The sequence below is a fragment of the Mesorhizobium sp. NZP2234 genome (genome assembly GCF_013170765.1).
Taxonomy (GTDB): Bacteria; Pseudomonadota; Alphaproteobacteria; order Rhizobiales; family Rhizobiaceae; genus Mesorhizobium; species Mesorhizobium loti_D.
This window is the reverse complement of record NZ_CP033364.1, coordinates 40,583-54,354: the sequence shown is the minus strand read 5'-3', so window position 1 is coordinate 54,354 and position 13,772 is coordinate 40,583. Positions and strand designations below refer to the sequence as shown.

At 64.6% G+C, this 13,772-nt stretch carries 11 protein-coding genes; 7 read left to right on the top strand and 4 right to left on the bottom strand.

Annotated features, from left to right (window positions below):
- The first annotated feature begins 149 nt into the window (after window positions 1-149).
- From nikC to EB230_RS00235, 3 genes are read left to right on the top strand one after another with little or no spacing between them, the layout of a single operon-like run.
- Entirely contained in the window at window positions 150-1,076 is a 927-nt protein-coding gene (gene nikC, locus EB230_RS00245; protein WP_056569855.1) for a nickel transporter permease, read from the top strand.
- Window positions 1,073-1,906: an ABC transporter ATP-binding protein gene (locus tag EB230_RS00240; protein WP_056569857.1), complete on the top strand. Its 834-nt coding sequence runs from the start codon at window positions 1,073-1,075 to the stop codon at window positions 1,904-1,906. Before nikC ends, EB230_RS00240 begins: the two co-directional genes overlap by 4 nt.
- On the top strand, window positions 1,903-2,652 hold the full coding sequence (locus EB230_RS00235; RefSeq protein WP_056570439.1) for an ABC transporter ATP-binding protein: 750 nt from the start codon (window positions 1,903-1,905) through the stop codon (window positions 2,650-2,652). The genes EB230_RS00240 and EB230_RS00235 overlap by 4 nt, the downstream gene beginning before the upstream one ends.
- Window positions 2,653-2,984: 332 nt before the next feature.
- On the opposite strand, the gene EB230_RS00230 is transcribed toward EB230_RS00235, so the two are convergent.
- Genes EB230_RS00230 through EB230_RS00220 form a run of 3 tightly spaced genes read right to left on the bottom strand, consistent with a single transcriptional unit; the run spans window position 2,985 to window position 8,289 of the window.
- Window positions 2,985-6,083 carry an efflux RND transporter permease subunit gene (locus tag EB230_RS00230; protein ID WP_081294924.1) on the bottom strand — a complete coding sequence of 1,033 codons (3,099 nt, stop codon included), beginning with the start codon at window positions 6,081-6,083 and terminating at the stop codon, window positions 2,985-2,987.
- The gene (locus tag EB230_RS00225; protein WP_172370993.1) at window positions 6,083-7,159 is read right to left on the bottom strand and encodes an efflux RND transporter periplasmic adaptor subunit; all 1,077 of its coding nucleotides are present in this window, start codon (window positions 7,157-7,159) and stop codon (window positions 6,083-6,085) included. Before EB230_RS00225 ends, EB230_RS00230 begins: the two co-directional genes overlap by 1 nt.
- Window positions 7,156-8,289: an efflux RND transporter periplasmic adaptor subunit gene (locus tag EB230_RS00220; RefSeq protein ID WP_172370991.1), complete on the bottom strand. Its 1,134-nt coding sequence runs from the start codon at window positions 8,287-8,289 to the stop codon at window positions 7,156-7,158. Before EB230_RS00220 ends, EB230_RS00225 begins: the two co-directional genes overlap by 4 nt.
- Before the next feature lie 238 nt (window positions 8,290-8,527).
- On the opposite strand from EB230_RS00220, the gene EB230_RS00215 reads away from it, so the two are divergent.
- A complete protein-coding gene (locus EB230_RS00215; RefSeq protein WP_056570441.1) occupies window positions 8,528-9,805 on the top strand; it encodes a 4-aminobutyrate--2-oxoglutarate transaminase in 1,278 nt (425 codons plus the stop codon).
- Between the two features lie 114 nt (window positions 9,806-9,919).
- Here the strand turns inward: EB230_RS00215 and EB230_RS00210 are convergent, their stop codons facing one another.
- Entirely contained in the window at window positions 9,920-11,173 is a 1,254-nt protein-coding gene (locus tag EB230_RS00210) for an FAD-dependent oxidoreductase (RefSeq protein ID WP_172370989.1), read from the bottom strand.
- A gap of 433 nt (window positions 11,174-11,606) precedes the next feature.
- On the opposite strand from EB230_RS00210, the gene EB230_RS00205 reads away from it, so the two are divergent.
- The 3 genes from EB230_RS00205 to bfr all read left to right on the top strand — a co-directional run bounded on the left by EB230_RS00205 (window position 11,607) and on the right by bfr (window position 13,770).
- Window positions 11,607-12,896 carry an imelysin family protein gene (locus EB230_RS00205; protein ID WP_056569878.1) on the top strand — a complete coding sequence of 430 codons (1,290 nt, stop codon included), beginning with the start codon at window positions 11,607-11,609 and terminating at the stop codon, window positions 12,894-12,896.
- Between the two features lie 111 nt (window positions 12,897-13,007).
- On the top strand, window positions 13,008-13,319 hold the full coding sequence (locus tag EB230_RS00200; protein WP_056569879.1) for a (2Fe-2S)-binding protein: 312 nt from the start codon (window positions 13,008-13,010) through the stop codon (window positions 13,317-13,319).
- Window positions 13,285-13,770 (top strand): bacterioferritin, encoded by a 486-nt coding sequence (bfr, locus tag EB230_RS00195; RefSeq protein WP_027043556.1) that lies wholly within the window; start codon window positions 13,285-13,287, stop codon window positions 13,768-13,770. The genes EB230_RS00200 and bfr overlap by 35 nt, the downstream gene beginning before the upstream one ends.
- Window positions 13,771-13,772: the final 2 nt, after the last annotated feature.

The window sequence follows — 13,772 nt, the reverse complement described above, 5'->3', positions numbered from 1 at the left end:
TCCGGCCCTTCGGGCCACCTCTCCCCCTGCCCGGGGGAGAGGAAAAGCCGGCCGCACGCTTGGCTCCTTTCCTCTCTCCCATCGAACGGGGGAGAGGTGGTCCGCGAAGCAGACCGGAGTGGGGTTCGACAGCCTCAGGAGGCATCGTCATGACCGCCTCCGACGCCCGCCCTCTCTCTCGTCGCGACTGGTTGCTCAGCGAGCGGCCGGCCTCGCGCATGCAGGCGAGGCTTGGCCGCGCCTATGTCGCGTGGCGGCGCTTTTCCGCCAACCGGCTGGCTTTCGTAGGCCTGCTGATCATTATCGCCCTGCTGGTCATCGCCGCCCTTGCCGGCGTGCTGGCGCCCTATTCGCCGACCTTTGGCGATCTGAAGAACGCGCGGCTGCTGGCGCCGAGCGAGCAGCACTTGTTCGGCACCGACGACCTCGGCCGCGACATCTACTCACGCATCCTCTACGGCTCGCGCTGGACGCTCTATGTGGTCATCCTGGTTGCCATCATCGCGGCCCCCATCGGTCTGCTGGTCGGCACCGTCGCCGGCTATGCCGGCGGCTGGACCGATGCCGTCCTGATGCGCATCACCGACATCTTCCTCGCTTTCCCGAAGCTGGTTCTGGCGCTGGCCTTCGTGGCGGCGCTCGGCCCCGGCATCGAAAACGCGGTGCTTGCCATCGCCATCACCTCCTGGCCGCCCTATGCCCGCATCGCGCGCGCCGAAACGCTGACGGTGCGCAATTCCGATTACATCAAGGCGGTGCAACTGATGGGCGCCTCGCCGGCCCGTATCGTGCTGCGCCACATCATGCCGCTCTGCATCTCCTCGCTGATCGTTCGCGTGACGCTCGACATGGCCGGCATCATCCTCACCGCCGCCGGCCTCGGTTTCCTCGGCCTCGGCGCGCAGCCGCCGCTGCCCGAATGGGGCACGATGATCGCGTCCGGCCGCCGCTTCATCCTCGACCAGTGGTGGGTGGCCGGCGCGCCCGGCTTCGCAATCCTCATCGTCAGCCTCGGCTTCAACCTGCTTGGCGATGGCCTGCGCGACGCGCTAGATCCGCGCAGTGGTGACCAATGAGCGCGCTTCTCGACGTCGAGGACCTGCGTGTCACCTTCCCAACCCGCACCGGGTTGATCGAAGCGGTGCGCGGCGTCTCCTTTTCGCTCGGCCGCGAACGGCTCGGCATTGTCGGTGAAAGCGGCTCCGGAAAATCGCAGACCGGCCGCGCCATCATGGGCCTGACGCCGCCGCAGGCCCGGATATCGGCCAGGAAACTGGCCTTCGACGGCATCGACCTGCTCGGCATCTCGGCGCGCCAACGCCGGGCGTTGCGGGGCAACCGCATCGCCATGATCCTGCAGGATCCGAAATACTCGCTCGACCCGGTGATGAGCATCGGCCGCCAGATCGTCGAAACGCTGCGCACGCACGAAAGGGTTTCCAAGGCCGAGGCCCGCGAGCGGGCGCTGGCCATGCTGGAGGCGGTGCAGATCCGCGACCCCAAGCGCGTCTTCGACCTGCATCCGCATGAAGTGTCCGGCGGCATGGGCCAGCGCGCCATGATCGCCATGATGCTGATCGCCGGGCCGGAAATGATGATCGCCGACGAGCCGACCTCGGCACTGGACGTCACGGTGCAGCTCGACGTTCTCGGCATTCTTGACCGGCTGGTCAGTGAGCGCGGCATGGGGCTGATCTTCATCTCCCACGATCTGCGGCTGGTCTCGTCCTTCTGCGACCGCGTCATCGTCATGTATGCCGGTAAGGTGGTCGAGCAGCTCAAGGCCTCGGAATTGGGCCAGGCCCAGCACCCCTACACGCGCGGCCTGCTCAACTGCATGCCCAAGATCGGCGCCGACCGCCACCCGCTGCCGGTGCTCGACCGCAAGCCGGAGTGGGCGGCATGACTGCTGCGATTACCGTCGACAGGCTGGAGGTGATCTTCGACCGTTTTCGCGCGCTGAAGGGCGTCAGCCTCGACGTGCGGCCGGGCGAATCCTTCGGCCTGGTCGGCGAGAGCGGTTCCGGCAAATCGACGCTGCTCAGGGCGATCGCCGGCCTTGCGCCGGTCGCGTCGGGCAGCATCGCCGTCAATGGCAAGACGCTCGGCGCGCGCCGCGACAAGGCCTTTTACCGCGAAGTGCAGATGGTCTTCCAGGATCCGTATGGCTCGCTGCATCCGCGCCAGACCGTCGACCGCCTGTTGCAGGAACCGCTTGCCATCCACGGCTTTGCCGATGGTGAAAAGCGCATCGAGCGCGCGCTCGACGAAGTCGGCCTCGGCAACGGCTTCCGCTTCCGCTACGCGCACCAATTGTCGGGCGGCCAGCGCCAGCGCGTGGCGATCGCACGCGCGCTCATCCTCGAACCATCGATCCTGCTGCTTGACGAGCCGACCTCGGCGCTCGACGCGTCGGTGCAGGCGGAAGTGCTTAATCTTCTGGAAGAGGTCCGCCGGCGGCGCAAGCTGACCTTCCTGATGGTCAGCCACGACCTCGCCATCATCACCCATATGTGCGAGCGGCTGATGGTGATGCAAAGCGGCGAGGCGGTGGAGAACCTGACGGCGGGCGACCTTGTCGAGCGCCATGTCACCAAGGATTATACGCGCAATCTTTTGCGGGCGAGCGACGGGTTTGTGAGAACGGCGTGACTCGTTCTTCCCGTGGCGGACCGGTGCTATCGGACAAGAGTATATTCAAATCTGACGATTGGATTGCATACGTTGTGCATGAAGCTGACGACGACGACATCTACAACGAAGAAGGTGGCAGCTGGCAAATCCACGCAGCGACACGCCAGAGCGGAACGAACGCGAGATAATGCTGGTCGGCCTGCGGCAGGTGGTTCGGCGGGATGAAACCCTCTTGGCATTGGCCGATTGCCGAAAGGTTGGCATGCTTGGCGCAGTTCCAAGTCGTCGCCGTGGCAGCGCGCGAAATCACTCCCTGTGCCGTCCAACGATAACGAGGATACAGCAGGGTCTTAATTCGAACCTTGCGCCAGTTCGCCGTTCTCCGGAGCGGATGGTTCGTCCCCTTGCTTGGGCTCCTTGATCCTGAACCACGTCACATAAAGCGCCGGCAGGAACAGCAGCGTGATCGCCGTGCCGGCGATGATGCCGCCCATCATCGCGTAGGCCATCGGGCCCCAGAACACTTCGCGCGCGATAGGGATCAGCGCCAGGCTGGCTGCGGCCGCCGTCAGAGCGATCGGCCGCATGCGGTGTTCGGTCGCCTCGATGACGGCCGTCCATCGGTCCTTACCCTCTCGGACGAGATCCTCGATCTGCACGATCAGGATGACCGAGTTGCGGATCAGGATGCCGATCAGCGCCAGCACGCCGAGGATGGCGACGAAGCCGAGCGGCGCGCCGCTCGGCACCAGGGCGGCCACCACGCCGATCAGCCCGAGCGGCGCCACCGCCACGACCAGGAACAGACGCTGGAAGCTCTGCAGCTGCACCATCAGGATGGTCGCCATGATGAACAGCATCAGCGGCACCACGGCCGCGATCGGCCCCTGGCTTTTGGCGCTTTCCTCGACCGAGCCGGCGGTTTCCACCGAATAGCCCGCCGGCAGCTTGGCGATGAAGGCATCCACCGATGGCTTCAGCTCGTTGACCACCGTGGCAGGCAGCGTGTCGCCCACCATGCCGGCGCGCACGGTGATCGTCGGAATGCGGTCACGCCGCCACACTGTCGGCTGCTCGAGGTCGTAACTGAAATTGGCCACCGCCGCGAGCGGGATCGCTTCGCCGGTGCTGGTCGGCAGCTGCATGTTCTGCAGCGTCCCGATCGAGCCGCGTTCGGCATCGCGTGAGCGCGCCACGACATTGATCAGATAGGTGGCGTCGCGCACCTGGGTGATGGTGGCGCCGCCGACCGTGCTGTTGAGCGCACTGGCGATGTCGGAGGAGGTGATGCCGAGCTGGCGCGCTTTGTCCTGCAGCACGTCGACCCTCAGCACGCGCTGCGGCTCGTTCCAGTCGAAGGTGGGTGCCGCGAGCTTCGGATTGGCCGAGATGAGGCCGGCGAATTGCTGCGCCAACTCGCGCACGGTCTGGATTTCGGGACCGCCGACGCGATACTGCACCGGACGGCCGACAGGCGGTCCGAGTTCGAGCAGTTTGACGAAGGCGTCGGTGCCGACAAACTCCTCGCGCAGCAACTTCTCCAGCGCGGGCTTGACCCGATTGCGAGCCTCGAGGCTCTTGGTGACGATCACGGTCTGGCCGAAATAGGGGTTGGCCGGCTGCACGTCATAGGCCAGCACGAAGCGCACCGCGCCCTGGCCGATATAGGACGAGAAATGGTCGATGTCTGGATTGCCGACCAGCGCCCGCTGCTCGAACCGCTCCATCTGGTCGCGCGTCTCGGCGATCGACGAGTTCTGTGGCAGGTTCCAGTCGACGATCAGCTCCGGCCGGTCGGATGGCGGGAAGAACTGCTGCTGGACGAGGCCGAAGCCGGCGATCGAGGCCGCGAACAACAGCACCGTGACGATGATGGTCATCCAGTGCCGGCGCACCGAAAATACCAGCAACCGCCGGAACGCCGAGGTGAATCGGCCAGGCTGGTCGTGATGCTTGGTCTTCATCGTCGCCGGCAGGATGGTTACGCCCAGCAGCGGCGCGAACAGCACCGCCACGATCCACGACACCAGCAACGACACGGCGATGACGACGAACAGGGTGAAGGTGTATTCGCCGGCGGCACTTGAGTTGAGGCCGATCGGGATGAAGCCGGCGACCGTCACCAGCGTGCCGGTCAGCATCGGGAAGGCGGTCGAGGTGTAGACATAGGTCGCCGCCTTGCGCAGGTTGTCGCCAACCTCCAGCCGCGCCACCATCATCTCGACCGCGATCATGGCGTCGTCGACCAGAAGCCCGAGCGCGATGATCAGCGCGCCCAGCGAAATGCGCTGCAGTGAAATGCCGAGATACTCCATGACCGTGAAGGTGATGGCCAGCACCAGCGGGATTGACAGCGCCACGACGAAGCCGGCGCGCATGCCAAGGCTGATGAATGAGACGGCAAGCACGATGGCCACCGCCTCGAACAGCGCGCGGGTGAAGCCGGAGACCGCTTCCTCGACGATCACCGGCTGGTCGGCGACCAGATGCACGCCGACGCCGACCGGTAGGTCGGCCAGCACCTTGTCCATCTCCCTGTGCAGCGCCGCGCCGAATTCGAGCAGATTGGCGTTGGGCTTCATGCCGATGGCGAGCGCGATGGCGTCCTGGCCGTTGAAGCGGAACAGTGCCGTCGGCGGATCGACATAGCCGCGTGTGATCGTGGCCACGTCGCTCAGCCGGAAGAAGCGGTCGTTGACGCGCAGATTGATGGCACGCAGGCTCTCTTCGGACGTGAACTGGCCGCCGACGCGCACGCTGATGCGCTCCGGTCCGGACTGGATGACGCCGGACGGCGTTATCGCGTTCTGCGCCTGCAGGCTGGCGATGATCGCCTGCTGGTTGAGGCCAAGGGCCGCGATCTGGCGCGTCGAGAATTCGAGATATATGGCTTCGTCCTGCGCCCCCACGAGATCGACCTTGCCGGCATTGGGCACGGTCAGGATTTTTGTTCGGACCTCCTCGACATAGTCGCGCAACTGGCGCGACGTCAGCCCGTCCGATGTGAAGGCATAGATGTTGCCGTACACATCGCCGAAGCGGTCGTTGAAGAACGGCCCCTGCACGCCTTGCGGAAACTGCGCCTTGATATCGTTGACCATGTTGCGCACCTGAAGCCAGTTCGGCACGACATCGCGCGCCTTGGTGGTGTCCTTCAGGTTGACGAAGATGACGGTCTGGCCGGCGGTGGTGACGGATCTGGTGAAGTCGAGGCTGTCGAGCTCCTCGAGCTTCTTCTCGATGCGGTCGGTCACCTGCTGCAGCGTCTCCTTGACCGACGCGCCCGGCCAGTTGGCCTGGATGATCATCGTCTTGATGGTGAAGTTGGGGTCTTCCTCACGGCCGAGGTTGAGATAGGAGAATATGCCGGCCACCACGAAGACCAGCATGAAATACCAGACCATGGAGCGGTGGCTGAGCGCCCAGTCGGAGAGATTGAAGCCCTTCATCAGACGCCACCCCCGGGCACTCTAACCTTCTGGCCTTGGCTCAGGCTATGGACGCCGGCGGTGACCACGCGCATGCCGGCCTCAAGTCCATCGGCCACCGTGAAGGTGCCGCCATTCCTGGAAGCGATCTTGATGTCGCGCGTACTCACGCTCGATGTCTGCGGGTCGACGATCCACACTTTGTCGGAACCGTTCTTTTCGAGCAGCGCCGACATGGGCAGTTCGATCGTCGGCGCCACCTTGGTCATGCGGGTTGCCGTTACCGTTGAGCCGAGCCTGAAGGCCTGCGGCGGATCGGAGAGCGTCAGCCGCACGCGCCGGGTGCGCGTCGAGCCCTCCGCCTGTGGCGCGATTTCGCGCAGCTTGGCCTCGGTCTGGATCGTCGGCAGCGATTGCAGGATGACCTGGAACGGTGTGCCGGCCGTGAGATCGCCGACCAGCTGGTCGGGAATGTCGACGACCGCTTCGCGCAGGTCGGAGCGCGCCACGGTGACGACTGTCTGGCCTGCCGAAACCGTCTGCCCGACCTCGGCGCCGACCGCGGTGATGACGCCGTCGAAGTCGGAGAACAGCCTGGCATAGCCAAGCTGTTCCTGCGATTTGGCCAGCGAGGCCCTGGCTCGCTCGACGCTGGCTTCCGCGGCCTTGCGTGCCTGCTGAGCGGCATCGAAGACTGCCTGGGAAGCGTTGGCCGAGGCAAGCAGCTGGCGCTGGCGCTCCTCGCTCGCCGCGGCGTTGGCGAACTGTGCCTCGGCATTGGAGAGCTCCGCCTTGGCCGCCTGCACGGCCAGTTCCAGCGCGGTCGGGTCGAGCGCGGCGATCGTGGTGCCCTTGGTGACGATGTCGCCGACCTTGACGTCGCGGGAGACGACCCGGCCAAGCAGGCGGAAGGCAAGGTCGGCGCTGACCTGCGGCTCGACCGAGCCGGCGAAGCCGAAGGTCTCGGTGGTGCGCGGCTCGACCACCACCGAAAGCACCGGCCGGATGATCTCCGTCGGTTTTTCTTCGGATTTCGAGCAGGCGGCGAGCGCGCCAAGCGCGAACAAGCCGAGCACGATTGGCGGCAGCCGGTTCATTGGCCCGCCCTCGATATCTCCACCGTCTGGCCGGGACTGAGCAACTGCCCGCCCGCGGTAACGACACTCTGGCCTTCGTTCAGACCGCCGGCGACGACGACCGTGCCCGAATCGAAGGCCAGCACCTCGATCGGTGTCGTCGAAACTGCCTTGGTCGCCGGGTCGACAATCCAGACGGCCGGCCTGCCGGCACTGGACGTCAGCGCCTGCCACGGCAACAGGATCGCCTTCGCTGGCTTGGCGCTGATCGAGCCGATCACGGCCGCCCCCAGCGGCATGCCGGGGGGCGTGGCGGGAATGCCGACCCTGACCCGGATCGAACCGGAGGCCTGGTCCACCACCGGCGAGATTTCGCGCACCTTGCCTGTGGCCCGGACCTGCGGATCGGCCAACAGCGTGATCGTCACCGCCGGCGAGACCGGCGTCCTGGCGACCAGCGTTTCCTGCACGTTGAACACGGCGTCACGGTCACCGTCCTCGGCGACGGTGAAGACAGTTTGCGCCGCCTGCACCACCTGGCCGGTTTCGACTTGGCGGGCGGTGATGACGCCGGGGGCGCCAGCCTTGAGCTCGGTGAAGGACAGGTTTTGCTGGGCATTGGCGAAGGCGCTCTGCGCGGCATCGACGCTGCCTTGCGCCACCTTCATCGCCTGGTCGGCAGCGTCATAGTCGCGCCTGGTGGTGAAGCCCTGGGCAAGCAGCGTCTTCTGCCGCTGGAAGGCGGCGGCGGACTGGGTCAACTGCGCCTTCGCCGCATCGAGATCGGCCTGTGCGGAGCGCAGATCGGATTCCTGTTCCTGTGGATCGATGCGGGCCAGCACCGCGCCTTGGTCGACATGCTGGCCGACATCGACAAACCGCTCGGCGACCCGGCCACCGACACGAAACGACAGATTGTTCAGCGTACGCGCCGCGATCACCCCGGTCAGCGAGGTCCTCGGTGCGTAGTCGGCCATCGCCACCGTTTCCGCGCGCACCATGACCGGCAATTTCCTGGTCGCCGCTTCCTGCTTCTGGCAACCGGCCAGCAGCAGGGCGGCCGCGCAGACGCAGACTGCCGAGGGAAAAGACAAAAGACTGGAGGTTTTGACGGATGGCGGCGACACGGATGATGACGCGTTTCTGCTCATGGGCTCCCCCAGCCGCGGGCCACTCGTTGACGGCGATGCCTCGCCGATATCCGGAGGATAATCGATCCCCCGAAAAAGGAAACCGCTCTCGTACGTGTATCGCCCGACTGGTTAAGGGCGGAGATATGCCCGTCGCAGGCCCAATCGCCATCCGGTGGTGCCGACTTGAGGAAAACATGAAATAAGGTCAGAAGACATCTGATCAACGAGAGCGGGCGCCGGCCCGATGAGGGATATTATGAAGAATTCAGCCATTTCCGAACGCAAGAACCAGTCGATCTCGCGCGGCGTCGGCATGACCACGCAAATCTACGCCGACCGGGCTGAAAACTCGGAGATCTGGGATGTCGAAGGCCGCCGCTACATCGACTTTTCCTCCGGCATCGCCGTCGTCAACACCGGCCACCGCCACCCCAGGGTGATCGAGGCCGTCAAGGCGCAGCTCGACCGTTTCACCCACACCTGCCACCAGGTCGTGCCCTATGAGAGCTATGTCAGGCTGGCCGAGCGGCTGAACGCCATGCTGCCCGGCAAGTTCGAGAAAAAGACCATTTTCGTCACCACCGGCGCCGAGGCGGTCGAAAATGCCATCAAGATCGCCCGCAACGCCACCGGCCGCCAGGCCGTCATCGCCTTTGGCGGCGGCTTCCATGGCCGCACCTTCATGGGCATGGCGCTGACCGGCAAGGTCGTTCCCTACAAGGTCGGCTTCGGCGCCATGCCGGGCGACGTCTACCACGTGCCGTTTCCCGTGGCGTTGCATGGTGTCTCGGTCGCCGATTCGCTTGCCGCGCTCGACAAGCTGTTCAAGGCCGATGTCGATCCGGCACGCGTCGCCGCGATCATCATCGAGCCTGTCCAGGGGGAGGGCGGCTTCTACGACGCGCCCCGTGAACTCCTGACCGCGCTGCGCAAGCTCTGCGACCAGCACGGCATGCTGCTGATCGCCGACGAGGTGCAGACGGGCTTCGCCCGTACCGGCAAGATGTTTGCGATGGATCATCATGAGGTCGCGGCCGACATCACCACCATGGCCAAGAGCCTCGCTGGCGGCTTCCCGCTGTCGGCGGTGACCGGCCGCGCCGAGATCATGGACGCGCCTGGCCCGGGCGGCCTCGGCGGCACCTATGGTGGCAGCCCGATCGGCGTCGCCGCGGCACACGCAGTGCTTGACGTGATCGAGGACGAAAAGCTGTGCGACCGCGCCAACACGCTTGGCGCGCGGCTGAAGCAGCGCCTGCAGTCGATTCGCGACGACGTGCCCGAGATCGTCGATATCAGGGGCCTCGGCTTCATGAACGCGGTCGAGTTCAACGACGTCAAGAAGGGCCTGCCCTCGGCGGAGATTGCCAACGCCATCCGGCTGAAGGCACTCGACAAAGGCCTGATCCTGCTGACCTGCGGCGTCTACGGCAACGTCATCCGCTTCCTGGCGCCGATCACCATCCAGGACGAGGTCATGAACGAGGCGCTCGACATCCTGGAAAGCTCGATCCGCGAAGTCTGCGCTGCCTAGCGTTCTACCTCCCCCTCGTGGGGAGGTCGGACCAAAGGTCCGGGTGGGGGGGCGCCGACCCCCACCCCGCGGCTTCGCAGCGACCCTCCCCACAAGGGGGGAGGGTAAGGGCGCCTAGCCCGCAGCCCTTGCCGGCTCATCCTGCTGAAACGCGGCCAGCGCCGCCTTCAGCCCATCCGGTCCAGCCGCAACGGTTTCCGGCGTCGGTGAGAAACCCGCACCGAGCATCTTGCGGCCAAGCATGTGGTCGCCGGGGCGGTTGACGGATTCGATGCCGAGCAGCCGGTCACCGGCGTAGTGATAGATGGAAAACTTGTTGTCGGGCAGGTCGCCCAGCACGACATGGCTGTCGCCGCCCGCAGTCAGCCCGACCATCTGCAGCTTCATGTCGCCAATATCGGACCAGAACCATGGCACCGCTGAATAAGCGTCCGCGTGACCGGTGATCGTGCGGGCCGCGAGCCGCGCCTGGTCGGTGGCGTTCTGCACCGATTCCAGCCGCACGTCGCCGCCGGTGAACCAGTGCCGGTAGGAGGCGGCGTCGCCGATGGCCAGGATTTCCGGCACCGAACTGCGCATCTGGTGGTCGACGCGGATGCCGTTGGCGATGGCAAGGCCAGCTTGCTGCGCCAGCTCGACATTGGGCACGGCGCCGATGCCGACGATGACCATGCGCGCCGGCAGCCTTTCGCCCGACGAGGTGATCGCGGCCACGACATGGCCGTTTTCGCCTTCGAGCCTTGAAATCGAGGTCCCGGTCAGGATGCGTACGCCGGTCGCCTCCAGCCGCTGGCGGACATGGTTGGCCACCACGGGTGCCACGGCGCGGCCGAGCAGACGGTCGACCGCTTCCACCACAGTCACCGTGCGGCCGGCCGCGCGCAGCGTCGCGGCGATCTCCAGTCCGATAAAACCGCCGCCGAGGATGACGACATCCTCGCTGGTTGTGCTGAGCTTCCGGATCAGCCGTGCGTCGGCCAGCGAACGCAGCGACAAGACGCCGTACAGGTCCGAGCCCGGCAGCGGCAGGACGCGCGGGCGCGACCCGGTCGCCAGGAGCAGGTGGTCGAAGGCAAGTTCGCCGCCGCCTGATATCTCCAGGTTGCGGCGGCCGGCATCGATGCGCTCGATCCGGATGCCCGGCCGGTAGTCGATCGCGTTGCCGGTATAAAAGGCCTCGCCACGCAAGGGTTGCGGCTTGGCCTCGGCATCCTTGATGAAGGTCTTCGACAGCGGCGGCTTGTGGTAAGGCAACTCGTTCTCGTCGCCGACGAGGATCACCGGCCCGTCATAGCCGTCCTCGCGCAGACTGGCGGCCGCCTGCACGCCCGCATGACCCGCGCCGACAATGACCACACCGTTCTTCATCGCATTCCAATCCCGATTCGATCCTAGAGCGTCTCGCCAGGTGGCAATTGTCTGGCGCCGCCGCAAGAGAGCGTTTGCGGGTCGCACCCGGGATGACAGCTGTCAATCGTACAGTTCGGCGGCAAGGCCGGCACAGCCGAGGCATAAAGTTGACCATTGTAGTTTAGAATAATTCTAAACTATTGTTTCAATTGGCTTTTCCGGACGATTTTCATTGACTTCCATTGGCGTCGAAGCTTTATGGAAGCTCGCGCGTTAGCGCATCCCTTTGATGTCTGGGCCTTGAACCCGTTCGATTGGAGGCATTTTGGTGTCTTTCTTCCCCCAACCGCGCGATCGCGTGGCCAGTCTTGCGTCCCATGGCATCAGCATGGCCTGGCGCCGGCCGCCGCACGCGCCGTTTATAAAATTTTCAAAAAACTGGAGAGCGATAATGACGGCACGATATGGCGGCAGGCTTGCGGCGATTGGCGCCACGGCACTGCTGACGGCGGCGGTGTTTGTGCTGCCGGCCAAGGCGGATACCGATGCGAAAGCGGTGATCAAGACCTACTCCGACATCGCGCTTGCCAAATATGAGGATTCGCTGACCACGGCCCAGGCCCTCGACAAGGCGGTCGACGCGCTGCTTGCCAATCCGTCCGCTGACACGCTCAAGGCCGCTCGCGACGCGTGGAAGGCATCGCGCGTGCCCTACCAGCAGACCGAGGTCTACCGCTTCGGCAACAAGATCGTCGACGATTGGGAAGGCAAGGTGAACTCCTGGCCGCTGGACGAAGGGCTGATCGACTATGTCGCCAAGAGCTACGGCACCGAATCGGATGCGAATTCGCTCTATACCGCCAATGTGATCGCCAACAAGGAAATCGAGATCAACGGCAAGAAGGTCGATGCCTCGAAACTTTCGCCGGAATTCCTGTCCGGCACGCTGCAGGAGGCCGGCGGCATCGAGGCCAATGTCGCCACCGGCTATCACGCCATCGAATTCCTGCTCTGGGGCCAGGATCTGCACGGCACCGGCCCGGGCGCCGGCGAACGCCCCTACACCGACTACGACCTCAAGAACTGCACCGGTGGCAATTGCGACCGCCGTGCCGAGTATCTGAAGTCGGCCACCACCCTTCTGGTTTCGGACCTGCAGGAAATGGTCGGTAATTGGAAGGAGGACGGCACCGCGCGCAAGGCCCTCATCGAGGAAGAGCCGAACACCGCCATCTCGGTCATCTTCACCGGCATGGGCTCGCTATCCTATGGTGAACTTGCCGGCGAGCGCATGAAGCTCGGCCTGTTGCTGCACGACCCCGAAGAGGAGCATGACTGCTTCTCCGACAACACCTACAACTCGCATCTCTATGACGCGATCGGCATTCGTGCTGCCTACCTCGCCAGCTATACCAGGCTCGACGGCACCGCCGTTTCGGGGCCTTCGGTGCATGACATGGTCAAGGCAGCCGATCCGGCGATCGACAAGGAACTGTCCGACAAGCTCGATGTCACCGTCGCCAAGATGGAGGCGATCAAGGCGCGGGCCGAGGCCGGTGAGGCCTATGACCAGCAAATCGCCGAAGGAAACAAGGAAGGCAACGCCACCGTGCAGGCGGCGATCGACGCGTTGGTTGATCAGACCAAGTCGATCGAACGTGCCGTCGGCTCGCTGAAACTCAACGCCATCGCCTTCGAAGGCTCCGACAGCCTCGACGCGCCCGACAAGGTGTTCAAGTAAGACCGAACCTGGTGCGCGGTTCCGGAGCCTGACAATTGGCTCCGGAATGGGCTCCGGGACCAATCAAGCCACGCGGCGCGGAAGGCGCCGTCAGCCATCCGAGCACTATAAATGCTGATCTGCCATTGCAATATCATCACGGAGAGGGAGATCGAGCAGACGATCATCGGGCTGCTGGACCAGGACCCTTGGCAGCTTATCGTGCCGGCAAAGATCTACCACTCCATGCAAAAGCGCGGTCGCTGTTGCGGCTGCTTCCCAAATGTGGTGGAAACGATCATTCGGGTCACCGAAAATTACCACGCCCGCTCGGAGGCGACCGGCGTGGATGTCGTTTCACATCTGGATCGCGTCAGAGGCCTGCGCATCCAATACGGGAGCAGAACCCATGAAGGGCGAAAGTCAGATCATCGAGCGGCTTAACGAGGCTCTTTTTCTGGAGCTTGGAGCCGTCAACCAATATTGGGTGCATTTCCGTCTGCTGGAGGATTGGGGGTACACCAAGCTGGCAAAGAAGGAGCGGGCCGAATCGATCGAGGAGATGCACCACGCCGACAAGCTCATCGCGCGCATCATCTTCCTTGAAGGCCATCCGAACCTGCAGTCCGTGGCGCCGCTGCGCATCGGGCAGAACGTCAAGGAAGTGCTCGAATCCGACCTTGCCGGCGAATATGACGCGCGCACTGCCTACAAGCGTTCGCGCGAGATCTGCCACGAAGTGGGCGATTACGTGACGATGAAACTGTTCGAGGATCTGCTGGCCGACGAGGAAGGTCACATCGACTTTCTCGAGACGCAGCTCGACCTGCTCGCCTCGATCGGCGAGGAGAAGTACGGCCAGCTCAACGCCGATGCGGCCAACGAGGCGGAGTAAAG